This is a genomic window from Pseudoalteromonas atlantica, from assembly GCA_007988745.1.
Classification (GTDB): domain Bacteria; phylum Pseudomonadota; class Gammaproteobacteria; order Enterobacterales; family Alteromonadaceae; genus Pseudoalteromonas; species Pseudoalteromonas atlantica.
Map to the genome: position 1 here is coordinate 23,560 of BJUT01000023.1, position 22,515 is coordinate 46,074.

At 41.5% G+C, this 22,515-nt stretch carries 20 protein-coding genes; 13 read left to right on the plus strand and 7 right to left on the minus strand.

Annotated features, from left to right (window positions below):
* The first annotated feature begins 56 nt into the window (after positions 1 to 56).
* The 5 genes from PAT01_RS11070 to PAT01_RS11090 all read left to right on the plus strand — a co-directional run bounded on the left by PAT01_RS11070 (position 57) and on the right by PAT01_RS11090 (position 3,066).
* Entirely contained in the window at positions 57 to 461 is a 405-nt protein-coding gene (locus tag PAT01_RS11070; protein ID WP_004588774.1) for a nuclear transport factor 2 family protein, read from the plus strand.
* Between the two features lie 44 nt (positions 462 to 505).
* Positions 506 to 1,747, plus strand: coding sequence for a HAMP domain-containing histidine kinase (locus PAT01_RS11075; RefSeq protein ID WP_186807282.1), 1,242 nt, complete (start codon positions 506 to 508; stop codon positions 1,745 to 1,747).
* A complete protein-coding gene (locus tag PAT01_RS11080) occupies positions 1,744 to 2,271 on the plus strand; it encodes a response regulator transcription factor (protein ID WP_154945463.1) in 528 nt (175 codons plus the stop codon). The genes PAT01_RS11075 and PAT01_RS11080 overlap by 4 nt, the downstream gene beginning before the upstream one ends.
* Before the next feature lie 18 nt (positions 2,272 to 2,289).
* The gene (locus PAT01_RS11085; protein WP_138579143.1) at positions 2,290 to 2,697 is read left to right on the plus strand and encodes a thiol-disulfide oxidoreductase DCC family protein; all 408 of its coding nucleotides are present in this window, start codon (positions 2,290 to 2,292) and stop codon (positions 2,695 to 2,697) included.
* A 90-nt stretch (positions 2,698 to 2,787) separates the two neighbouring features.
* The gene (locus PAT01_RS11090) at positions 2,788 to 3,066 is read left to right on the plus strand and encodes a peptidylprolyl isomerase (protein WP_004588770.1); all 279 of its coding nucleotides are present in this window, start codon (positions 2,788 to 2,790) and stop codon (positions 3,064 to 3,066) included.
* Positions 3,067 to 3,127: 61 nt separating this feature from the next.
* Here PAT01_RS11090 and PAT01_RS11095 read toward each other — a convergent pair whose 3' ends face one another.
* From PAT01_RS11095 to PAT01_RS11120, 6 genes are all read right to left on the minus strand, one after another.
* Positions 3,128 to 3,859, minus strand: a complete 732-nt coding sequence (locus PAT01_RS11095; protein ID WP_138579141.1) for a MauE/DoxX family redox-associated membrane protein — start codon at positions 3,857 to 3,859, stop codon at positions 3,128 to 3,130.
* 337 nt (positions 3,860 to 4,196) lie between these two features.
* Positions 4,197 to 4,856: a DsbA family oxidoreductase gene (locus PAT01_RS11100; RefSeq protein ID WP_154945464.1), complete on the minus strand. Its 660-nt coding sequence runs from the start codon at positions 4,854 to 4,856 to the stop codon at positions 4,197 to 4,199.
* Between the two features lie 111 nt (positions 4,857 to 4,967).
* The gene (locus PAT01_RS11105; RefSeq protein WP_154945465.1) at positions 4,968 to 6,188 is read right to left on the minus strand and encodes a M24 family metallopeptidase; all 1,221 of its coding nucleotides are present in this window, start codon (positions 6,186 to 6,188) and stop codon (positions 4,968 to 4,970) included.
* Positions 6,189 to 6,346: 158 nt separating this feature from the next.
* Positions 6,347 to 6,958 (minus strand): flavin reductase family protein, encoded by a 612-nt coding sequence (locus tag PAT01_RS11110; RefSeq protein WP_004588763.1) that lies wholly within the window; start codon positions 6,956 to 6,958, stop codon positions 6,347 to 6,349.
* 9 nt (positions 6,959 to 6,967) lie between these two features.
* A complete protein-coding gene (locus PAT01_RS11115; RefSeq protein ID WP_154945466.1) occupies positions 6,968 to 7,690 on the minus strand; it encodes an SDR family NAD(P)-dependent oxidoreductase in 723 nt (240 codons plus the stop codon).
* Positions 7,687 to 8,085 carry a thiol-disulfide oxidoreductase DCC family protein gene (locus tag PAT01_RS11120; RefSeq protein ID WP_024031936.1) on the minus strand — a complete coding sequence of 133 codons (399 nt, stop codon included), beginning with the start codon at positions 8,083 to 8,085 and terminating at the stop codon, positions 7,687 to 7,689. The genes PAT01_RS11115 and PAT01_RS11120 overlap by 4 nt, the downstream gene beginning before the upstream one ends.
* A 120-nt stretch (positions 8,086 to 8,205) precedes the next feature.
* Between PAT01_RS11120 and ppc the strand changes: the two genes are divergently transcribed.
* Complete coding sequence (ppc, locus tag PAT01_RS11125; RefSeq protein WP_154945467.1) at positions 8,206 to 10,851, plus strand: phosphoenolpyruvate carboxylase; 2,646 nt, start codon at positions 8,206 to 8,208, stop codon at positions 10,849 to 10,851.
* 107 nt (positions 10,852 to 10,958) lie between these two features.
* Positions 10,959 to 11,885 carry a cytidine deaminase gene (cdd, locus tag PAT01_RS11130; protein ID WP_154945468.1) on the plus strand — a complete coding sequence of 309 codons (927 nt, stop codon included), beginning with the start codon at positions 10,959 to 10,961 and terminating at the stop codon, positions 11,883 to 11,885.
* Between the two features lie 81 nt (positions 11,886 to 11,966).
* On the opposite strand, the gene udp is transcribed toward cdd, so the two are convergent.
* A complete protein-coding gene (gene udp, locus PAT01_RS11135) occupies positions 11,967 to 12,722 on the minus strand; it encodes a uridine phosphorylase (RefSeq protein ID WP_154945469.1) in 756 nt (251 codons plus the stop codon).
* A 435-nt stretch (positions 12,723 to 13,157) separates the two neighbouring features.
* Between udp and PAT01_RS11140 the strand changes: the two genes are divergently transcribed.
* The 6 genes from PAT01_RS11140 to PAT01_RS11165 all read left to right on the plus strand — a co-directional run bounded on the left by PAT01_RS11140 (position 13,158) and on the right by PAT01_RS11165 (position 22,481).
* Positions 13,158 to 14,267 (plus strand): arginase family protein, encoded by a 1,110-nt coding sequence (locus PAT01_RS11140; RefSeq protein WP_024031934.1) that lies wholly within the window; start codon positions 13,158 to 13,160, stop codon positions 14,265 to 14,267.
* 120 nt (positions 14,268 to 14,387) lie between these two features.
* Complete coding sequence (locus PAT01_RS11145; RefSeq protein WP_024031933.1) at positions 14,388 to 15,098, plus strand: substrate-binding periplasmic protein; 711 nt, start codon at positions 14,388 to 14,390, stop codon at positions 15,096 to 15,098.
* Positions 15,099 to 15,213: 115 nt separating this feature from the next.
* Entirely contained in the window at positions 15,214 to 16,494 is a 1,281-nt protein-coding gene (locus PAT01_RS11150; RefSeq protein ID WP_154945470.1) for a polyamine export protein PaeA, read from the plus strand.
* 258 nt (positions 16,495 to 16,752) lie between these two features.
* Positions 16,753 to 17,922, plus strand: coding sequence for an efflux RND transporter periplasmic adaptor subunit (locus PAT01_RS11155; protein WP_054981828.1), 1,170 nt, complete (start codon positions 16,753 to 16,755; stop codon positions 17,920 to 17,922).
* Positions 17,923 to 17,934: 12 nt separating this feature from the next.
* On the plus strand, positions 17,935 to 21,069 hold the full coding sequence (locus PAT01_RS11160; protein ID WP_154945471.1) for an efflux RND transporter permease subunit: 3,135 nt from the start codon (positions 17,935 to 17,937) through the stop codon (positions 21,067 to 21,069).
* A complete protein-coding gene (locus PAT01_RS11165; RefSeq protein WP_154945472.1) occupies positions 21,066 to 22,481 on the plus strand; it encodes an efflux transporter outer membrane subunit in 1,416 nt (471 codons plus the stop codon). Before PAT01_RS11160 ends, PAT01_RS11165 begins: the two co-directional genes overlap by 4 nt.
* Positions 22,482 to 22,515 lie beyond the last annotated feature (34 nt).

The window sequence follows — 22,515 nt, forward strand, 5'->3', positions numbered from 1 at the left end:
CGTTTAACGTATAAACACACAAACACGTGGCAATTGCATACATAATAAGGAAGCCCATGAGCAATAAAATAAAAGTGTCGTTGTTTAATCACTTGATTGAGGCCGAACGACAGTTGCTCGACCCCGATGTTCGTCAATCAAGCCATGCATTAAATGCCTTGCTTGATGATGAGTTTATTGAAATTGCAGCTAATGGTACCGTATTTGATAAGCAGCACGTACTCACACGTTTACCTACCGAGGTTGTTCCGCAGTTTTATAATCAGCACTTTAAAGGGCGAATGCTTAGCGATGATGTCGCGCAAATTAGTTACCAAGCGGCTTATAGGCGCTCAGCCCGAAGTGAGTTTAATTACTCCTTACGTATGTCGCTTTGGCGTAAAAGTAATGAACAATGGAAAATGGTGTTTCATCAAGGGACCCCGTGCGCGCTGTTTACTATATCAATGGATGAAGATTAACTTTTTTAACGTATTAAATTTTATAGGTACATCGCACCTTGTTTATGCAAACCGACCCGACCATTAGCCGCCTTTTAATGCTGCGAAGTGGTGCTATTGCTGTGCAGTTAATTGCTGTACTAAGCGTGTATTTTTTATTAGAACACCAAATAGCGTTACTCCCTTTATTAGTGGTAATAGCCATAGAGGCGATATTTCAATTAGTAAGCGTATTCGCCTATCGAAATGTTAGCCAAGCGCGCCCTATAGGGATGTTAATGCAGCTCACTGCGGATGTCCTGTTTTTAACTATTTTGCTCTCATTAAGTGGCGGCGCAACCAATGCGTTTGTATCGCTATTATTGCTACCTATCATGATTGCAGCGGTCACCCTTCGTGAAAAAGGACTCGCTTATATCGCCGTACTGGCAATTGCCGCTTATAGCTTTTTACTCATTAGGATGCCCGATCACAGTATGCATCAAATGAATATGAGCGGGCATTTTATAGGCATGTGGGTTAACTTTGTTTTAAGTGCAAGTGTTATCGCTTTGGTTATTGGTGCTATGAGCCGAGCATTAAAGGAGCGAGAGCGCACAATAGCTAAAGCTCGCGAGCAGCAATTGCGCAACGAGCAACTGGTAACCCTAGATGGCGCAGCTGCGCAAATAACCCATCAACTAGCTAGTCCTATCGCTAACTTACAATTACTATTTGAAGAGCTTTTAGAAGAGGAGCCAAATAACCCTGTCGTGGTGCAAATGCAAACACCGCTCAAGCAATGTGCTAGGCAATTAAATGACTTTAGAAAGCTCTCTGCTCAGCTTCGTAATAAAAATACCACCGAGCACATTACAGTAAACCAGCTACAAACGCAGATCATCGATACATTATTACTGCAACACCCTGATCAGCACATTAATTGGTTAAGTGAGCCAATAGCAGTCACCTTAAAAAGTGATGCAATGCTATTGCCTGCTATTCTCAATTTGCTACAAAATGCATGCATTGCTAATCAAAAAAATAACCAAACCCAGTTAGAGCTAAGCTGGCAGCAAGATAATCAACACAGTGAATGTATATATTTGCTAATTCGTGATTTTGGTAGCGGTTTTAGCCAATCACAATTAGCAGAGCTTGGCGGGCAACTTATGCCTAGCAGCCAAGGTATGGGGCTTGCGGTTTTACTTTCTAATGTGACGTTTGAGCGACTAAACGGCTCGTTAACTTTGTATAATCACGCTGGTGGCGGGGCAGTGGCTAAAGTAAAATTAGCCATAGCAAATAATGAGCAATCACTTACATGAAATTACTGATAATTGAAGACGATATAAACCTTGCCAGTACACTTGCTCGGCGTTTAACAAAGCAAGGCTTTAGTTGTGAAGTTGCGCATAACCAAAGTGATGCATTACTTAGTGCACATAAACACTTACCAGATTTTATTTTGCTCGATATGAAACTAGGTGACGATAACGGCCTTGCCTTAATTAAGCCACTTCGCAGCTTATTACCGCAGGCGTATATTGTATTATTAACAGGGTTTGCAAGCATTGCCACCGCAGTAGAGGCCATGCGTTTAGGCGCTAACGACTACCTTACTAAACCCGTTGATATGGCCACGCTATTAAAGGCCCTAAACGCAGATTCAAATACACAAAATGTTAGTGATATTGCCACACCAGTTATGTCACCAGAGCGTTTAGAGTGGGAGCATATTCAGCAAGTGCTACATAGTAATAACGGTAATGTGTCGGCCACTGCGCGGCAACTCAATATGCATAGGCGCACATTGCAGCGTAAGTTACAAAAAAAGCCGGTTCAGCAGTAACCGCTTAAGGGGTATAAAATGAGTGATGATGCGGCTACATTAATGCGTAATCAAAAAATTATATTATTCGATGCACAGTGCAAATTATGTAGTGCGTGGTGTAATTTTATTATTAGCATTTTTAAACTGTGCAGCGTGCAATCCCCAAAAGGTGCACTGCTATTAACTCATTTTGGTTTTTCAACCACACAATACGCCTCAATGGTTTACCTACAAAACGGCAAAGCGTACACGCAAAGTCATGCTTTTTTTGAAGTAGTAAAGCAGCTAGGTTACCCCTATAAACTCGCCACTGTATTTAGTATTTTACCTAACACCTTTAATAACTGGCTGTACAATAAAATTGCTTTAAACCGATATACCTTATTTGGAAAATATCAGTATTGCAGAATACCCAATCCAGAAGATGCAAAACATTATTTATAAACTAGTCGTTCACGCATTGCAGTATAAGTAGATGCTAGGTTTAAGTGGCTGTGCTAAAATCGCCGCGTTTTAAATTATCAGGGCTTTGAAATGGCAAGTACAGCGCACGCACTCCACATATTGGTTAAACACAAAGAAATAGCAGAAGACATTATTAAGCAATTAGGTAAAGGTGCCAAGTTTCAAACCTTAGCTAAAAAATACTCGTCGTGCCCATCAGGTAAAAAAGGCGGTGACTTAGGTGAGTTTAGACGTGGGCAAATGGTTCCACAGTTTGACAAAATAGCCTTTAATGGCGCTATTTTAGAGCCACATTTAGTTAAAACTAAATTTGGCTGGCATGTAATTAAAGTGCTTTATCGTACTTAATAAGCTCGCTGACAAATAGTAAAAAGGCTGCACACTGCAGCCTGTTTAGTATTCAGTTTTTTTATTTAATAAACATCCAGATACCCGCAGCAATCATAAACAGGTTTTCGGTCAGAGAGACAAACCCCAGCGGTACATTACTATCTCCGCCAACACAGGCACATTTAAGCTCTCGTTTGTCTATGTAAACAGCCTTAATCACCGACACGGCACCAACACCCCCAATAAATAAAGAAATTGGTGCAACAATATAAGCTGAAAGCCCTGCAATCATGCCAATACTTACAAATGCTTCTAAAAATGGATACACATAAGCATATCTCACTACTTTCATCGCAAATAAATCATAGGTTATAAAAGAATTACTAAAGCTGTATAAGTCGCGTAATTTTTGAATAGCCAGTACGCCCATTGTTAACGCGACAAACAGCATAACTGTATGTATAGAAAAAAGTGCAAAGCCAGTCGAGTAGCTAAATGCAAAGGCAAGCAATAAGGTAACCGCAAAAATGGCCGTTACGGGCGTATAAGTAGTACCTTGTTGGCCAGGCTCCGATTTATTAAAGTAAGCGCGCAGGTCGTCATACCCGCCAATGCGTTCGTTATCGATAAAAGTTTGTGGTGTGGTATCAACATTGTGCTTTTGTTGAAATGCATCGGTTTCTTCGCGCGAAGTCAGCGGCTTATCATCTACCTTATAGCCCTTTCGCTTAAGTAAATCTTTTGATTTGAGTCCAAACGGACATATATGTTCATCGGTTGCCATTCTATATAATGTTGCTGACTTAGCCATGCTTGCTCCTTATGCGTAATTAGTTACTTGTTAGCCCTTAAGTAAGAGTGAGAGTGAATGGCGGTATGAAAGAAGTTAATAGCACCTTGTAATATTTACGTGGCATTTGAAATAAAATAGCGCGCAGCACACTCATTAAGAACACAAAATAGACAATGCACGTATAGTGCCAGCACTTTTATAAAAGTGCAGAGGGTAAGGCTTGAGTAGCAGAGGGTTTTTGTTAAAAGCTTATAGAAATATCGGCTCACGTAGGCAGTAAAGTTACACTGCACCCTTAATAATCATATAAGACTGCATTGCGCAGCCTTATATATGTTAAACAGCAGCTTACTTGCTAAGCGTCTTGCTTGGCTTCTTCTTCACTAATTTGCTTAAGTGCTTGAATAAATGAATCGCTTGGTTGTCCGCCACTAATTGCATATTTATCGTTGATAATAAATGTAGGAACTGAAGTAATACCCATTTGCTTAAAGCGGTCTTGCTCTTGGCGTACTGTTTGAACGTATTTATCTGAGTGTAAAATACTACGCGCCTGTTCTTTATCAAGGCCAACACTTTCTACTACATCAAGCAGTGCCTCTTCTTGATTTAAGTATTTTAAATCGGTGAAGTGTGCTTCAAACATGGCAAGCTTTAATTCGGTTTGCTTATCTTCTTCACGCGCCCAAGTAAGTAGGCGGTGTAAATCAAAGCTGTTGATCATGATGCGCTCACCATCAAAATTAAAGGTAAACCCGGCACGCTGACCTGCTTCGTACATGTTTTTACGATTTTCATCGCCTTGCTCTTCGCTTAGGTTGTACTTTTGCATTAGGTGCTCATTTAAATTTTGACCTTCAAGCGGCATGTCAGGATTTAGCTCAAAAGGATGCCACGTAATATCTGCACTCATTTCGTCTTTAAGTTGGCCAAGCGCTGTTTCTAGGTTTTTGTAACCTATTACGCACCATGGGCACATTACGTCTGACACGATATCAATTTTAAAGTTTTTCATATTCATCCTTTTGCGGATTGCTTTTGTATAACAAACGATATTGGGATGAAGTATGCATTATCAATCCTCAAACTAAAAAGAGCAGCTAATTGCTGCTCTTTTTTAAAGGGTTTAAGCGTTAAGCCCAAACGGGTCGTCAATACTATAACTTGGTTGTGTAAACCAATGCGGGCCGTTGTCGGTCATATAAAAGTGATCCTCCAAACGTACACCAAACTCATCAGGTATAACTAGCATTGGCTCGTTACTAAAACACATGCCAGGTGCAAGTGGGGTTTTGTCTCCACCTACTAAGTAAGGCCATTCGTGAATATCTAAGCCAATACCATGGCCCGTACGATGCGGGCAGCCCGGTGTTTGGTACTGTGGCCCCAATCCTTGAGCCGCTAAATAGTGACGAGCGCCTGCGTCAACTGCTTCACACGTAGCGCCAATTTTTGCAGCACTAAAAGCGGCGAGTTGCGCTGCTTTTTCATGATCCCAAAACATCCGTTGTCGCACTGTTGGCTCACCAAATACATAGGTGCGGGTTATATCTGAAAGGTAATCATGCACTTTGCAACCGGTATCTATTAATACCATATCGCCTTTTTTAAGCACTTGCGCATCTTTAACGCCATGTGGAAATGAGGTCGCCACACCAAACAATACAATGCAAAAATAGTTACCGGGGGCACCTACCTTTTGATGCGCTTTTTTAATGAAGGCTTCTACCTCTGTGGTGGTAATACCTTCATATAGCATGCTTGCAGTTGCTTGGTGCACTGCAAGGGTCATATCCATTGCACATTGCATAAGCGCTAATTCATTTACCGACTTATGCATGCGGCAATGTGCAGTAACGCTTTGTGCATTAACTATATTTAAGCCTTTTTGCGCTTTGTTTATACCGTCGAATATAAAAAACTGTGCACTTTCATCAATGCCTATTGTGGCATTGTCATTAATGTTGAGCTGCTTGAGTACACTTACAAATAACGCATAAGGGTTTTCGTGCTCTTGCCAGCCATGAATGGGGCCTTCAATCACTTTAAAGCCGTTTAGGGTGCCAATTTCAAAATAAGGGGCTATGTATTGTACATCGCCTATAGCGGGTAAAATGGCGCCAACCATGCGCTCACTTGCATACCATTTCATGCCTGTAAAATAAGTAAGGTTTGTACCTGCATTTAAATAAATTGCATCTATATTATTTGCTTGCATATAAGCTTGTGCTTTTGCAATGCGCTGTAAATATTCATCTGCTTGAATAGGGGTTACATTGGCGGTCATATTGCTTAATCCCGCTAATGCTTGCTCGCTTGTGTGTGTACCAACGCCTAGTGTGGCCATAAAAGTCTCCTTGGTTTCAATACCAAGCTGCATAAATACTTGAGCAATTGAACAAATTAAATTTCACTAAAATGTTAAAAAGCCCCAATAAGCAGATTGGTGTTAGGCATTGTGTGTAATGTAAAAGCATAATTCAATATTATGCGACAACATGCATGCTAAGGTTTTTTAGCGTAAGGTAAACGCGATAATTTATTGCTAGTGTGGTAGCTATCAAGCCCTGTTACAGCCACTGTTTCAATGGCTTGTAAATCTAAAAAGCCATCACTTTGTAGCGCCGCTTCATCTAAATACACATCGGTAATTTCACCTATAACCAGCTCTGTGCCATTAACGGCTAAGTGTTGGTGCTCAACGTATTTCACAGAGTATTTTAATCGCGACTCTTGCACAAAAGGGGCTGTAAATTCATTTAGGTATTCTGGCGTTAAACCTGTCGCGTCAAACTCTGACTCGCCTTTATCGTAGCGGGCTGATGTTTGATGAGCTTGCTTATATATGGCCTTATTAACTTGGTTAATGGTGTAACAGCCGGTTTCTATGATGTTTTCGAACGTATGTCGAGGCACGCTATTAGGGCGCATTATCATGCCAACCAATGGCGGGTGAGCCCCTAAATGAATAACCGAGCTAACAATAGCTACATTTGTATTGCCTTGCTTGTCTTGCGTGCCAATTAAGTTGGCGCTTTTAAAACCCGAAAGTGAATTAATTAAATGAGTACGAGTGTGTTTTTCAAGTGCGTTTATGCGCTCTTTAGTAAAATGCATTAAAGGTCCTTACCAGGGTATGGCTTCGCCTTGCCAATCTAAATAGGCGGGCTCACCGTTAAGTTCTAAATGAGGGTTATTAAACGTAAATGTAAAAAGCTGTTTAGCTACAAATTCAGCGCTAAAAAGCTTATCCGCAGGCACGTTTTTTTGAAATGGTTTTGAAAGCGCAGTATCGGTAGTGCCCGGATGAAATAACACCAGTTTAGTATTTTTAGCTCGGCGCGCCAGTTCTACCGCTGCGGTTTTAAATAGCATGTTTAAGGCCGCTTTAGATGCGCGGTATGTATACCAACCGCCTAATTTATTATCGTTAATACTGCCCACACGCGCACTGAGCGCCGTTATAGTGCACTGCGTTTTATGTGTTAACAGCGGCAAAATGCTTTGTAAGCACAGCAAGGGAGTGAGTGTGTTGGAATTAAATAATTCATTAAAATAGTCTGCGTTTAGCTCTTCTAGCTTTTTTTCTGGCATGTGGGTTTTGTTGTGCAATGTGCCATTGAACATAACGACTTGTTGAATCTCGGCATTTTGCTCTTTTAAGTAAGTTGTAACCTTGGCTAAACTTTGCGCTGTGTAATCGCTCTTTAGGTAAACAACATTACTATTTGTATCTGCCTTTTTTGAGCTAACACATATAACTTGCACTGTGGGTGCATTTATTTGTAGGTGCTCAATATAAGCTTGTGCTATTGCGCTGCTGGCACCAAATAAAACAATTGTTTTCATTGTTTGTCCTTTGTATTAACAGTGCATTGGCCGTTTAAACAGGAGGCGTTTGGCATGAGCAAACGGCTTATTTTTTGTCTGTGTTTTGCAAAAAACATATAGGCGGCATCAGCGAAGTAGCGAATTATTGGCAAGCGAAAAATTTTCAACCAGCGGTATTTTCCTACTGTTTTCCACGCTTGATAGGTAACATCTAAGCCGTAAATCATCTCGCCAGTTGGTAACTGTGCATGCAATATAGCCATGGCCTTGTTTTTATTAACACTTGGATAACGTGCGCTAAAATCGTGGCTATTAAGGTCTTCTAAAACAATTTTATGTTTAGTATCAGCATCTTTAAGGTGCTGCATTTCGGTATTGCAAAGCGGGCAGCTGGCGTCGTAAAAAATGATCATAAAAGCCGTTTTCTAATAATTTACATATAGCTAATTACGATTCACCATTGCAAATGGATCTATTAAATCTGCGCTCATGATGATATTAATAGCATTCCATGAAACAAAGGAGACTGAGAAATGAGTGAACAATATGCCGCCTTGCGAGGTAATGTTAATTTACTTGGGCAGCTACTAGGACAAACTATTAAAGATGCCCAAGGCCAAGCGATTTTAGATAAAGTAGAGGAAATTCGTGCTTTATCAAAGTCATCTCGCAGTGGTAATGAAGACGACAGACAAGCGCTAATTGAGGTACTACATGCGCTTAGTGATGAAGAGCTTTTACCGGTTGCCCGTTCATTTAATCATTTTTTAAATTTAGCTAATGTAGCAGAGCAGTTCCACACTGTTTCGCGTTTTAATGATGTTGGTTTTTGCCAACTAAATCCTCTCACTCAAACATTAAAAACGTTAACTGCAAAAGCAAAAGAAGGCCAATTAGATAGTAATCATCTGGCCGAAACACTCTCAAAACTCCACATAAACTTAGTATTAACCGCTCACCCAACCGAGGTGACGCGCCGTACCATTATTAATAAGCACGTAGAATTAAGTGATTGTTTAGCCTCGCTTGAGCGCAAAGACAATTTACCACAAGAGCGTGAAGCTATTTTAAACCGTATCGCTCAGCTTATCAGCCAAGCATGGCACACCGATGATATTCGTCGTTCTCGCCCAAGCCCAGTTGATGAAGCTAAATGGGGATACGCTGTTATTGAAAACAGCTTATGGCATGCTGTGCCACGCTTTTTACGTGAGTTTTCAGATCAAGTTAAAGAGCATTTAAGTTTAGAGCTTCCGATTGATTACAGCCCCATTGAGTTTACCTCTTGGATGGGCGGAGACCGTGACGGTAACCCATTTGTAACCGCACAGGTAACACAGCAAGTACTTGACCATGGTCGTTGGATGGCACTTGATTTATACAGCCGTGATATTGACACGCTAAGCGCAGAGCTGAGCATGTCAGATGCAAGCGATGAGCTAATTGAGCTGGCAGGACAAGACTTTGAACCTTATCGCGCTGTACTTAAAAAGCTTAAAAACCAAGTCTCTGAAACAGTGGTGCATTTAGGTGCAAAAATCAAGAATAAGCGCAGCGATTCAGAAGACTTAATCACTGATATAAATCAAATCAAGCACCCAGTAGAGGTGTGCTATCGCTCTTTATTAAAGTGCAACATGAAAGTTGTCGCCGATGGTTTATTACTTGATTTACTGCACCGTATAAATAGCTTTGGCCTGCGTTTGGCAAAACTTGATGTACGCCAAGATTCAGACCGCCACAGCGATGTGTTTTCTGAGCTTACACGCCACCTAGGCTTAGGCGATTACAACCAATGGCAAGAGCAAGACAAACAAGCATTTTTGCTTACCGAGCTTAATTCTCGCCGTCCGCTTATTCCTAAAAACTGGCAACCAAGTCCAGAGGTGCAAGAAGTACTCGACACCTTTGATGTAATAGCTAAGCAAGATGAAAAAACATTTGGCTTGTACATTATTTCAATGGCGCGTACCGCCTCTGACATTTTAGCTGTACAACTGCTTTTAAAAGAAAGTGGCTGTCAGTTTGATTTACCAGTAGCGCCTTTGTTTGAAACGCTTGACGATTTAAACGCTGGTAGTGATGTAATTACCACTTTGCTTGATAACGTATGGTACCGCGGGCATATTAAAAATACCCAAAATGTCATGATTGGTTATTCTGATTCAGCTAAAGATGCCGGCATGATGGCCGCAGGCTGGGCACAGTACGAAGCAATGGATAAACTAGTGCAGCTTGCCGATGAGCGCGGCATTGAACTTGTTTTATTCCATGGTCGTGGTGGTACGGTAGGGCGCGGTGGGGCACCTGCTGCACAAGCATTGCATTCACAACCGCCTGGTTCATTAAAAGGTGGCTTGCGTGTAACTGAGCAAGGCGAAATGATCCGCTTTAAGTTTGGTTTACCCGATGTAGCACTGCAAAGTTTAAATATTTACGCCGGTGCCGTACTGCAAAGTAACTTATTACCACCGCCAGAGCCTAAGCAAGAATGGCGTGAAGTGATGAAGTTGATAAGTGAGCAGTCGTGCGATCACTACCGTAATGTGGTTCGCCATGATGAAAACTTTGTTCCTTACTTTAGAATGGCAACGCCTGAGCTGGAGCTGTCTAAATTACCGTTGGGCTCGCGTCCTGCGAAACGTAACCCAAATGGTGGGGTAGAGAGCTTACGTGCTATTCCATGGATTTTTGCATGGAGCCAAAACCGTTTAATGTTACCTGCATGGCTTGGCGCATTAACAGGCTTAAAAGCGGCACTCGATAAATACGGCATAGAAACACTGCACGAAATGAGCCTGCAATGGCCATTTTTCAGAGCACGTCTTGAAATGCTAGAAATGGTATTTAGTAAAGCCGATAGCTGGTTAAGTGAGCATTACGATAACGCGCTGGTGGAAGATATGTACAAACCATTAGGTATCTCGTTACGTAAAGAGCTAGAAGAAGCAATTAGCTTAGTGCAATCGCTTAGCCCGCAAAATAGCTTATTGGCAGATCAACCATGGATAAAAGAGTCGATTGCACTGCGTAATCCGTACACCGATCCGCTTAATGTACTGCAAGTTGAGCTGCTGCGCCGTTCGCGCTCAAGCGATAAAGTAAGTGAAGGTGATATTGATAATGCATTAATGATCACCATGACAGGTATTGCTGCAGGTATGCGCAATACTGGTTAGTCTACTTTAACTTAAAAATAGGGGAGCACAGTGTGCTCCCTTTTTTTGCTGGCATTTAGGCGCCTAACCTTTTAAACTACTTAGCCATTAAATAATTATAATATGTTATGGCATCAGCAACTTTTACTGTGCAACAAGACACAGCACTCACAAATTCACATATCTCATTAAGCGTTACGCAAACTCAAGCATTACGCAGCCAATTAAAAGCCCAGCGCGGTATTTTACATCCTAACGATATTAGCCAATTATGCGCGCAACTTAATGTATCTGATGACGCGTTATTACAAGGTTTAGTGCCTTTAGCGTCTGAATTTTCGGTGGCTCCTGTTTCTCACTTTCATGTGGGATCTATTGTTAAAGCACTTGATGAGCAAGGTGATATAAATTTTTATTTTGGTGCGAATGTAGAGTTTGATCACCAAGCGCTTAGTTTAGTCGTGCATGCAGAGCAGTCGGCGATTAACAATGCGTGGTTAAATGGCGCAAAAAAAATACTAAAAATAGCAATTAGCGATGCCCCATGTGGCTATTGCAGGCAGTTTATGAACGAACTGGCTGATGCAAAAGAGTTTGATATTTTACTACCAGATCAGCACTTTAAATTAGCTGATTTATTACCGCATTCATTTGGCCCCACAGATTTAGGCAACGATTTTAGCTTGTTTAACCCAAAACAGCAGCAACACACATTTGCAGATACAGCCCTTGATGAAAAGCTAGCAGCCATGGCGCTAATGGCCTACGTACCTTACAGTAACAACTTTAGCGCAGTTAAAATAAGCACCTTTGATAATGGTGACTTTTACGGCAGTTACGCAGAAAACGCGGCTTACAGCCCAAGCCTTTCGCCACTACAAAGTGCGCTTAGTCAATTGTTTTTAGCGGGTCTTAGCTTTAACGATAAAACGATTAAAGCAATTACACTGTTAGAAACCCAAGGTCATGAAAACCAAGGGGGAGTTGCACGTGCGGTACTTGCAAGCTTTAGCAATTTGCCAGAAATAGAAGTGATTAGCGCAAAGCTAAGGTAACCAGAGCTCAGGGTAAGCTAAAAACAATAAAGCACAGCAATTGCTGTGCTTTATGCGTTTTATTAAAGCGCTAAAAAGGCATTAGCCTAATAGTACTTTTGCAGCTTCTAAAACCACAGCCACAGATTTTTTCTCAATTTCACCGTGATCAACATTTGGAATTTCTTGGCGAGTACGGTTAACCAATACACCGGCAACACACGCCGCTTTAAGGCCTAGCGCTGCACACATGGTAAATAAGGTAGCAGACTCCATTTCGTAGTTCATCACGCCTAGGTTTTGCCACTCTTCACAGCTACCTTGTAATGACTTAGGTACATAACCCGAATGCGTATCGTAACGCTCTTGCCCTGGGTAGAATGTGTCGCTTGAGGCAGTAATACCAATGTGGAAGTCGATATCTAGGTTTTTACACGCTTGCACCATAGCTTGAGTCGCAAAAAAGTCAGATACCGCAGGGTAGCTAAGTGGTGCAAAGTGTTGGCTTGCGCCATCTAAACGCACAGACGCTTGGCTTACTAAAATATCACCTTCATTAATATGTGGCTGAATTGCCCCAGTAGTACCAATACGTAAGAAAGTACGTACGCCAAGCTGTGCCAGCTCCTCTACAGCAATAGAGGTTGAAGGGCCGCCAATACCGGTTGAACAAATCACCACAGAGTGACCATTTAACTGGCCTAAATAAACATGAAACTCACGTGTTTGAGCAAGGCTGGTTGGGTTGTCTAGGAATTGAGAAATGCGTGCAGCACGATCTGGGTCACCAGGGACAATAGCAAGTTCAGCCCCTTTTAAATCGTCAATACATAATCCTAAGTGAAATACCTTTTCCATAACTAAGCCTTTTTATAAAAATTTGTTGTCAATCTAGCATCATTACGGCAAATGTAAACTAAGTACAGGACGTATGTCCGATGTTGAAAAATACTTATAAATGATGGCTTTATTCATTCACATTGAATATTAAATCAAAGGCTTAAAGTTCGTTAAAAGGCGGGTGGTTGACTTGTTTATTGAGAGTCTATATGTATTGATTATGGTGATAATTTAAATTTATCAATACGTGGTTTAAAGCGTTTTTAGTTATTTAATAACAAGCAGTTACGGTTTTATTTTGGCTTTATTTTAACGCCTTTTAAATAAGCGTGTAAATAACGCTTGAACAATAAGTGAGCGTATAAGGCGTTATTTGCAAATAGGCCGATAATTTTAGTTTTTGCATAACTAATCAAAACCACATGAATAAAACACACAAGTATAGGATTTATTATGAGCACACAATTTGACGCGTTTAAACGTAAAGTAGAGCACTGTTTATGTGCACCTGGCGATGGTGTATTTACAGTTAATACCGCGAAAGAGCGTAAAGCGGCATTACGTAATAAATTGTATGGGCAAAGCGAAAATGTTGATGTTTTGTGGCGCGATTCTTTAACACAATTACCCGAATCTCCTCACAAAGCGGTTATGTTAGGTATTAGCTCAGATTGTGGCGGCGGTATTTTACGTGGAGCAAACTGGGGGCCATTATTTTTACGCTCAGCCTTGATTGATCAGCAAACCCAGTGCCGCTCTTTTGATTTAGGTGATGTACGCGTTATCCCGCATTTATTACATGATAAATACTTAAACGACGCCACTATTTCAAACTGCCAAAAAGCCCTATACGGCGATAAAAACGATGATTACTACGTAAGCCCGCTTTCTATTACCGAAGATGTGTGTGACAGCTTTTACGCCACATTTAAAGATAAAGGCATATTTGGGATTGGGGGCGATCACTCAATTAGCTACCCGCTAACTAAAGCGTATTTAAAAGCTAAGCGCGAGCAAGGCAAACGTACCGCTATTATTCATTTTGATGCGCATACCGATTTATTAGTAGAGCGCTTAGGGATAGATTTATGCTTTGGCTCGTGGTGTACGCATATATTAGAGTTTTTACCTGCACCGCATCATTTAATCCAGTTTGGTATTCGCTCAAGCGGTAAACCTAAATCGCACTGGGAAAGCACCTTTGGTGTAAAACAACATTGGGCTAATGAAATTATAGAGCGTGGTGCAAAAGCGGTTGCAGATGAAACCATTGCGCAGCTTAAAGCCGATAACGTAGATGAAGTGTATGTAAGCTTTGACATAGATGCACTCGATGCCGAATTTGCCTCAGCCACGGGCACACCAGAAGATAACGGCTTAACCCCGCAACATGCACTGGATATTTTACAAGCTATTGCCGATGAGTTTCCAATTACTGGCGCCGACATGATGGAAATAGCGCCATTTACCGACAGCTCATTAGTAGGCCAAGCAAGTTCAGAAACAACATTACGTGAAGGCGCTAAAATTTCAGCGTTCTTAATTAGTGCAATGAATAAATAGCAATTTAGTCTTTAAAAAAATCTAGTCCTATCAGCGTATAGGGCTAGGTTAAAAACTAGCGGTTCGGTTACCCTCGGCTATAGTTGGTGTATATCTGTTTTAGTTTTGAGGCGAAGCTAAATGAAGCTGTACTTATTTTTGTTGTGTTTTGCATGCATAAGGCTCAATGCAGCTGAAATTACAATAGTGACCGAAGTATTCCCCGATTTTCAATACATTGACGAAAACAACCAACTTGCAGGGCGCTCTGTAGATAAAGTGAGAAACGCGCTCGCCAATACAGATATTAAATACACTATGTTAGCGCATAGTTGGGCTGTGTCTTATAACGCAGTATTAAGAGATACGAATACCTGTATATTTTCTATTGTAAGGTTACCTAAGCGAGAAGATAAGTTTAGCTGGGTGGCTGAGCTTGAAAGTTTTGACTCTGCTATTTATGCCCTTAAATCACGAAACATTCGCTTAAAAACGCTTAACGACGCTAAAAAATATAAAACAGCGGTGCTTAGGGATAATTTTAGCCACCATTATTTGCTAGAGCGTGGCTTTAGTGAGGCTAAAAACTTATTGATAATTGATAGCTTAGACAAAATAGATAAATTAATAAGTACACGGCATGATATTCTCGACTTTGTTATTTTAAGTAAAAAACAATTTAACTACCGCGCACAGTTTGAGCCAAAGCTTAAATTATTAGAGCCTATATTTACGCTCAATACACAACACTCCCCCCTTTACTTTGCGTGTAATAAAAACATGCCGCAAAGCCTACAAGATAGACTTGCGCTGGCATTCGATGAAGCAAAAAAGAAAAATAAACAACGCTAATTCAATGGCTTATTAATTAATCCTGTAAAAGCATAAATATAAATTGCCGCGTTTAAAAAAGCGTCTATAATCAGCTGCTTTTTATTGAAAAAGCGCTAACTTTTTGGAGCGTTAAATGGGTGATTTAATCGGGATTAGCTTATTGATCTTGATCAGTGCGTTGTTTGCCATGTCGGAAATTGCTATTGCAGCGTCGCGTAAAATTAAACTGCGGGTAATGGCTGATGAAGGCAGTGATAACGCGGCCGCGGTATTAAAACTGCAAGAAAACCCTGGGGCGTTTTTTGCGATGATCCAAATTGCCTTAAACGCGATTGCTATTTTAGGCGGAATAGTAGGCGAACAAGCGCTATCGCCTTATGTACAAAGTATCTTGGTGCTTTTTTATCAAGGTGTACACCTTGAAAAAATTAGCTTTTTATTTTCGTTTTTTACCATTACCTCGCTGTTTATATTATTTGCCGATTTAATGCCAAAGCGTTTAGCGATGATCATGCCCGAAGCGGTGGCTGTGCGTGTGGTAACAATAATGCGATGGGTTACTTTTGCACTTACGCCATTAGTAATGTTTTTTAATGGTTTAACTAATTTTGTACTGCGTTTATTTAAAGTACCCGCAGAGCGAGAAGATATTGTTACCACCGAAGACATTGTGGCGATGATGGATGCGGGCGCAGAATACGGCAGCTTACAACAACAAGAGTATGAGCTAATTGGCAATGTGTTTGAACTTGAAGCACGCTTTTTATCAAGTGTAATGACCCCACGCGACCAAATAGTTTATTTTGACTTAAATGAAAGCAGCCACGATATAGCCACCAAAATTATTGAAAACCCCCATAATCATTTTTTAGTGGTGTCGGGAAATTTAGATAAATTACGCGGCTCTGTTGAATCAAAAGATATACTACGACAAGTACTAAAAGGTGAGCCAGCTAATATTGAGCAAGAGCTGATTGAAACAGACGTGTTTTATTTACCTGAAACCCTAAGCCTGTCTGAGGCACTAAATGCATTTAAAAGTGCTGCAAAACCGTTTGCTGTGGTAGTAAATGAATATGCCTTGTTAGTCGGTATTGTTACCGTAAAAGATTTAATGAAAGGGTTTATGGGAGATTTAATTACCCATCAAGGCGATGAACTTATTATTGCCCGCGATGAGCACTCATGGTTAGTGGATGGCTTAACCCCGATTTCTGATTTAGCAAAAGTATTAGGCATTGAAGAGTTTCCCGATCAAATGCACTTTGAAACCGTGGCTGGCTTTTTAATATACACAATGAAGCGTATACCTAAACGTGCTGAGCACTTTACCTTTAATGGCTTTAAATTTGAGGTGGTTGATGTTGAGGGCATAAGGGTTGAGCAATTATTGGTGTCTCGTATAAGTAAATAGTTATAAATTTGTATTAAAGCCAAGCTTAGCTTGGCTTTTTTGTTGCAGGTTAATAAATAACGCACCGCAATAAAGTTTATTTTTCATACTTATCCGTTTTATTTTTCATCAAGTTAACACCTTCTACAACCTATGGCGTAGTTTAATTTTGCAACTGTAAGTTAGTGTAAATTTGCACCCGTTTTAATTTATTCTCGTTTAGATTTACTTTAGAATGATCGTTCACTCTAGACATAAATAGACTAAAAGGTATTTAACATGCAGCGTTCTCGCATCGCTTTATTTGTATTAACAGCCCTCGTTGGATCTGTTGCTTTAACAGGTTGCGACCAAGCAGCTGACTCGCAACAAGCTTCAGCTCCACAAGCAGTACCTGTTGGTGTAATTACATTAAAAAGCCAAGCGCTTACACTAAAAAAGGAGCTTCCCGGTCGCATTAGTGCTTTTCAAATTGCGGAAATCCGCCCGCAAGTAAGTGGCATTGTGCAATCGCGTTTATTTAAAGAAGGTGCTCAAGTTAAGCAAGGCCAAGCGCTTTATCAAATTGACCCCGCTACGTTTGAAGCTGACCTAGCAGCAAGCGAAGCAGCTGTTGCCCGCGCTGAGGCAAGTATTGCCAGCACTAAATCAAAAGCGTCGCGTTATAGCGAGCTTTTAAAAATTAAAGCCGTAAGTCAGCAAGACTTTGACGAAGCAGATGCAGCGCAAAAGCAAGCACAAGCAGAGCTATTAACGGCGAAAGCACAGCTTAAATCGGCGCAAATTAACCTAGACTACAGCCATGTATCTTCTCCAATAAGTGGCCAAATTAGTAAATCGAGCGTTACTGTTGGTGCGCTTGTTAGCGCTAATCAAACAACAGCACTGGCAACAGTGACCCAGCTTGACCCTATTTATGTTGATTTAACCCAATCAAGCAACGAGCTAACTCAACTTAAAAAAGCTATTTCTTCAGGTTCATTGAGCGTTGATTCACAATCGCAAACAGATGTTGAACTGCAAATGGAAGATGGCTCAACTTACCCACTTAAAGGCACGTTACAGTTCTCTGAAGTGACTGTAGACCCAAGCACAGGGTCGGTTACTTTACGCGCTAAATTCCCAAATCCTGATAAGTTATTATTACCGGGTATGTATGCACGTGCCTCTGTGGTTGAGGGCGTAAAACAAGACGCTATTTTAGTGCCGCAACGTGGGGTTAGCCGTAATACAAAAGGCGAGCCAACAGCCATGGTTGTTAGCAAAGAAAACACCGTTGAAAGCCGCGTTTTAAAAGTAGACAGAACGATTGGTTCAAACTGGTTAGTAACCGACGGGCTAAGCGATGGCGATAAAGTGATTATTGAAGGGTTACAAAAAATTCGCCCTGGGGCCCCGGTAACGCCGACTGAAGTTTCACCATCAGCAACTGCTGACAAAGCGCAATAACGGAGAGTTTTAATGTCACGATTTTTTATCGACAGACCCATCTTTGCATGGGTACTTGCTATCGTGGTTATGCTTGCAGGTGTTTTAGCTATTCAAAGTTTACCAATAGCTCAGTACCCGTCAATTGCCCCGCCGGCAATTAGTATTACTGCAACATACCCGGGCGCATCAGCACGTACCCTAGAGGATACGGTTACCCAAGTTATAGAGCAAAAAATGAAAGGCCTTGATGGTTTGCTATATATGTCATCGACTTCTGAGTCGAGTGGCTCAGCAACCCTTACGCTTTCATTTAGCGCCGAAACTGACCCAGATATTGCACAGGTACAAGTGCAAAACAAGTTAGCCACAGCCACTCCTTTGCTACCTGAAGAAGTGCAAAGGCAAGGTGTATCGGTGGCTAAGTCTGCACGTAACTTTTTAATGGTACTGGGTTTTGTATCAAAAGATGGCAGCATGACGAATATCGATATTGGTGATTATGTGTCATCTAATGTTCAAGATATTGTTTCGCGTGTTGAAGGGGTAGGTGAGGTTCAGCTGTTTGGTTCTCAGTATGCTATGCGTATTTGGTTAGACCCAGCTAAGCTGCAAAACTACAAGTTAACCCCTGCTGATATTAGTGCATCAATCAGTGCTCAAAACGCTCAAGTGTCTGCTGGGCAATTAGGCGGCATGCCTGCGATTGAAGGGCAGCAACTTAATGCTACCGTTACTGCACAAAGCCGTTTACAAACAGCAAAAGAGTTTGAAGACATTATAGTTAAGGCAAACGCCGATGGCTCGTTTGTACGCCTTGAAGATGTAGCCCGTGTAGAGCTTGGTGGTGAAAGCTATCGTGTTGTAGCGCGTTACGATGGACAACCAGCATCGGGCTTAGGTATTAAGCTTGCCAGTGGGGCAAATGCACTCGATACCGCAGAAGGTGTAAAAGCTGCTATTGAAGAGTTAAAAGCGTTTTTTCCTGAAGGCTTAGATGTTGTTGTTCCTTATGATACTACTCCGTTTGTTTCGTTATCAATTGAAAAAGTAGTGCATACATTAATAGAAGCGGTTGTGCTGGTATTTGTTGTTATGTATCTGTTTTTACAAAACTTCCGCGCTACGCTTATTCCAACTATAGCTGTGCCTGTGGTGTTGTTAGGTACTTTTGGTATTTTGTACGCGTTTGGCTATTCAATAAATACATTAACCATGTTTGCGATGGTACTTGCCATAGGTCTACTGGTTGATGATGCGATTGTTGTAGTAGAAAACGTTGAGCGTGTAATGAGTGAAGAAAAACTCTCTGCGCTTGAAGCAACACGTAAATCGATGGATGAAATTAAAGGCGCGCTAGTAGGTATTGCCATGGTGCTGTCGGCTGTATTTATTCCGATGGCGTTCTTTAGTGGGTCTACCGGTGTTATTTATCGTCAGTTTTCTATTACGCTGGTATCAGCAATGGGGCTCTCGGTATTAGTAGCACTTATTTTAACACCTGCATTGTGTGCCACGCTTTTAAAGCCTAGCCACGTGCATGATAATAGCTCGATGTTTGGCCGTTTTTTCAGTGGTTTTAACCGCGGGTTTGATAAAACAAATGCCGGCGCGCAAAGTTTTGTAAGCCGTATGATCCGCTTATCTAAGCGCTACCTTTTATGTTATGGCCTTATTGTTGCGGGCATGGTGTATATCTTTTCAAGCCTACCTACAGCGTTTTTACCTGATGAAGACCAAGGTATTTTGTTTAACCAGGTTTCACTGCCTGCAGGCTCAACTACCGAAGAAACATTAGAAGTGGTTAAAAAAGTAGAAAACCACTATTTAAACGATCAATCTGAAGCTGTTAACGGTATTTTTACGGTAACCGGATTTAGCTTTGCAGGTTCTGGTCAAAACTCAGCAATAGGGTTTGTAAACTTTAAGCATTGGGATGAGCGCGAACGTGATGATTTATCTGTGCAAGGTGTGGCAGGTAAAGCAATGGGCTATTTCTCAACGATTAAAGAAGCGTTTGTGTTTGCTTTCCCGCCGCCAGCCATTGTTGAGCTAGGTACTGCAAATGGTTTTAATATTTTCTTACAAGACAGGGTTGGACTTGGCCACGATGTTTTATTAGCAGCGCGTAATCAATTACTTGGTTTAGCGAGTCAAAGCCCAATTTTGGCGGGTGTACGCCCTAACGGACAAGAAGATATGCCCGAGCTGCAACTTGATGTTGACCTTGCTAAAGCACAAGCACTGGGTGTGTCTCAGGCTGATATTAACAGCACGCTATCAACTGCGTGGGGTAGTAGTTACGTTAATGACTTTATTGACCGTGGCCGCGTTAAAAAGGTCTACCTACAAGGTGAAGCGCAAGGACGTATGGTGCCAGAGGATTTAAACAAGTGGTATGTACGTAATGACAGCGGCGATATGGTGCCATTTTCAGCCTTTGCAAGTTCGTATTGGACCTATGGTTCACCACGTCTTGAGCGTTATAACGGCTTTTCAGCAATGGAAATTCAAGGTACTGCTGCACCAGGTTACAGTACTGGCCAAGCAATGGATGAAATGGAGCGCTTAGTTAAACAACTTCCTAATGGAATTGCCTCTGAGTGGACGGGTATTTCGTTTCAAGAGCGCTCTAGCAGTGGCCAAGCCCCGTTACTTTACGGTTTATCGCTATTGTTTGTATTTTTATGTTTAGCAGCGCTTTATGAAAGCTGGTCTGTACCGTTTGCGGTTATGCTTATTGTGCCATTAGGTATATTTGGTGCGACGGTTGCCGCGGTAATGGCAGGTTTATCTAATGATATTTACCTTCAGGTAGGTTTATTAACCACCATAGGATTAGCCTCTAAAAATGCAATATTAATCGTAGAATTTGCGATTCATAAAATGCAAGAAGGTCTAGGGTTAGTCGATGCGGCTATTGCAGCAGTACGCTTACGCTTACGTCCAATATTAATGACCTCAATGGCCTTTATTTGTGGTGTTATACCGCTTGCTATTGCCTCAAGTGCCGGTTCAGGTGCGCAAAATGCACTGGGTATTTCGATTATAGGTGGTACGCTTGCCTCTTCTATTTTAGTGGTGGTATTTGTGCCGTTATTCTTTGTTTTAGTTCGTCGTGTATTTCCAATGAAAAACACCGACGATAAGAAGGAGAGCGCACAATGAGCATTAAACGCTTCACTTTAAGCGCAATTACATTAGTTGTTTTAAGTGGCTGCCAACTTGCCCCTGAGCAAAAAGACCTTACTTTACCAGTGCCAGATACTTATGTATCTGACACTGAGCAAGCAGCAGCGCAGCAGTTACATTGGCAGCAATTTTTTAATGATGAAAAATTGCAAACCTTGATTAGCTTGAGCCTTGAGCATAATAAAGATATGCAAATAGCGGTATTAAATGTGCAGCGTGTACGCGGTTTATACCAAATTGAAGATTCGGGTTTATACCCTTCATTAGATTTTAATGGTGGGGCTACGCGCCAACGTTTACCGGCTGACTTAACCAGTACGGGTGAAGCAGGTATTAGCTCACAGTACAGCGCAACGGTCGGTATTACCTCTTATGAATTAGATATTTGGGGTAAGGTACGTAACCAGTCTGAGCAAGCCCTGCAAAACCTCTATAACACTGAGCTTACACAATACAGCACGCAAATTTCACTCATTGCTGAGCTTGCTAATGCTTGGTTAAACTACGCAACTGACTTACAGCTATTAGAGCTGGCTAAAGAAACATTAAGCTCGCAGCAGGAGTCGCTCTCGCTTACGCAAAAAAGCTTTGATTTAGGCGCTACATCGGCAATTACGCTTGAGCAGCTTAAAAGTACGGTTGCCACTGCAAAAGTAGATATAGCAACATATAAACGCTTGTTAAAACGTGATAAAAGCGCGTTAGATTTACTGGTAGGGCGCCCTGTATCGAGTGATTTATTACCGACAAACTCGTTAACTAATTTACTGGATTTACCAGAAGTACCTGTTGGTTTACCCTCTGATTTATTAACGCAGCGCCCTGATATTAAAGCCGCTGAGCACGCTTTATTAGCCGCTAACGCGAATATTGGTATAGCGCGTGCGGCGTTTTACCCAAGCATTAGCTTAACCGCGACTGCGGGCAGTACGTCTAGCGATTTAAGTGGCTTGTTTGATTCAGGCTCAGGGACGTGGAGCTTTGTACCGTCAATCAACTTACCAATTTTTACTATGGGACGTAATCAGGCAAATCTTGATGTGGCAAAGGCCGATCAAGAAATTGCGGTGGCGACGTACCAGCAAAAAATTCAAAATGCGTTTCGTGAAACCGCCGATGCATTAGCAGATAGAGAAGGCTACAAAGAGCAACTTGATGCCCTCGATATGCTAATTAGTTCGCGTCAGCTAACGTACGATTTATCAAAAATGCGTTACGAAAAAGGCGCTGATAGCTACCTACAGGTACTTGATGCACAGCGGACGTGGTACTCGGCTCAACAGCAGTTAATAACTGGTCAGCAGGCTTACCTTGCCAGCCAAATTAATTTGTATAAAGCTTTAGGTGGCGGCTGGAATATAGCTAAAACACCTGTGCAAGAGCAGTAAAATGAAAGGTGTTGTTAAGTTAAGCTATGCAATG

What these genes read in the sequence shown, in the direction of transcription:
- PAT01_RS11165 (WP_154945472.1), top strand. Translation starts at nt 21,066, where the DNA reads ATGAGCATTAAACGCTTCACTTTAAGCGCAATTACATTAGTTGTTTTA.
- udp (WP_154945469.1), bottom strand. Translation starts at nt 12,722, where the DNA reads ATGGAAAAGGTATTTCACTTAGGATTATGTATTGACGATTTAAAAGGG.
- PAT01_RS11150 (WP_154945470.1), top strand. Translation starts at nt 15,214, where the DNA reads ATGGGTGATTTAATCGGGATTAGCTTATTGATCTTGATCAGTGCGTTG.
- PAT01_RS11095 (WP_138579141.1), bottom strand. Translation starts at nt 3,859, where the DNA reads ATGGCTAAGTCAGCAACATTATATAGAATGGCAACCGATGAACATATA.
- ppc (WP_154945467.1), top strand. Translation starts at nt 8,206, where the DNA reads ATGAGTGAACAATATGCCGCCTTGCGAGGTAATGTTAATTTACTTGGG.
- PAT01_RS11105 (WP_154945465.1), bottom strand. Translation starts at nt 6,188, where the DNA reads ATGGCCACACTAGGCGTTGGTACACACACAAGCGAGCAAGCATTAGCG.
- PAT01_RS11140 (WP_024031934.1), top strand. Translation starts at nt 13,158, where the DNA reads ATGAGCACACAATTTGACGCGTTTAAACGTAAAGTAGAGCACTGTTTA.
- PAT01_RS11080 (WP_154945463.1), top strand. Translation starts at nt 1,744, where the DNA reads ATGAAATTACTGATAATTGAAGACGATATAAACCTTGCCAGTACACTT.
- PAT01_RS11115 (WP_154945466.1), bottom strand. Translation starts at nt 7,690, where the DNA reads ATGAAAACAATTGTTTTATTTGGTGCCAGCAGCGCAATAGCACAAGCT.
- PAT01_RS11100 (WP_154945464.1), bottom strand. Translation starts at nt 4,856, where the DNA reads ATGAAAAACTTTAAAATTGATATCGTGTCAGACGTAATGTGCCCATGG.
- PAT01_RS11145 (WP_024031933.1), top strand. Translation starts at nt 14,388, where the DNA reads ATGAAGCTGTACTTATTTTTGTTGTGTTTTGCATGCATAAGGCTCAAT.
- PAT01_RS11110 (WP_004588763.1), bottom strand. Translation starts at nt 6,958, where the DNA reads ATGCATTTTACTAAAGAGCGCATAAACGCACTTGAAAAACACACTCGT.
- cdd (WP_154945468.1), top strand. Translation starts at nt 10,959, where the DNA reads ATGGCATCAGCAACTTTTACTGTGCAACAAGACACAGCACTCACAAAT.
- PAT01_RS11075 (WP_186807282.1), top strand. Translation starts at nt 506, where the DNA reads ATGCAAACCGACCCGACCATTAGCCGCCTTTTAATGCTGCGAAGTGGT.
- PAT01_RS11160 (WP_154945471.1), top strand. Translation starts at nt 17,935, where the DNA reads ATGTCACGATTTTTTATCGACAGACCCATCTTTGCATGGGTACTTGCT.
- PAT01_RS11090 (WP_004588770.1), top strand. Translation starts at nt 2,788, where the DNA reads ATGGCAAGTACAGCGCACGCACTCCACATATTGGTTAAACACAAAGAA.
- PAT01_RS11085 (WP_138579143.1), top strand. Translation starts at nt 2,290, where the DNA reads ATGAGTGATGATGCGGCTACATTAATGCGTAATCAAAAAATTATATTA.
- PAT01_RS11070 (WP_004588774.1), top strand. Translation starts at nt 57, where the DNA reads ATGAGCAATAAAATAAAAGTGTCGTTGTTTAATCACTTGATTGAGGCC.
- PAT01_RS11155 (WP_054981828.1), top strand. Translation starts at nt 16,753, where the DNA reads ATGCAGCGTTCTCGCATCGCTTTATTTGTATTAACAGCCCTCGTTGGA.
- PAT01_RS11120 (WP_024031936.1), bottom strand. Translation starts at nt 8,085, where the DNA reads ATGATCATTTTTTACGACGCCAGCTGCCCGCTTTGCAATACCGAAATG.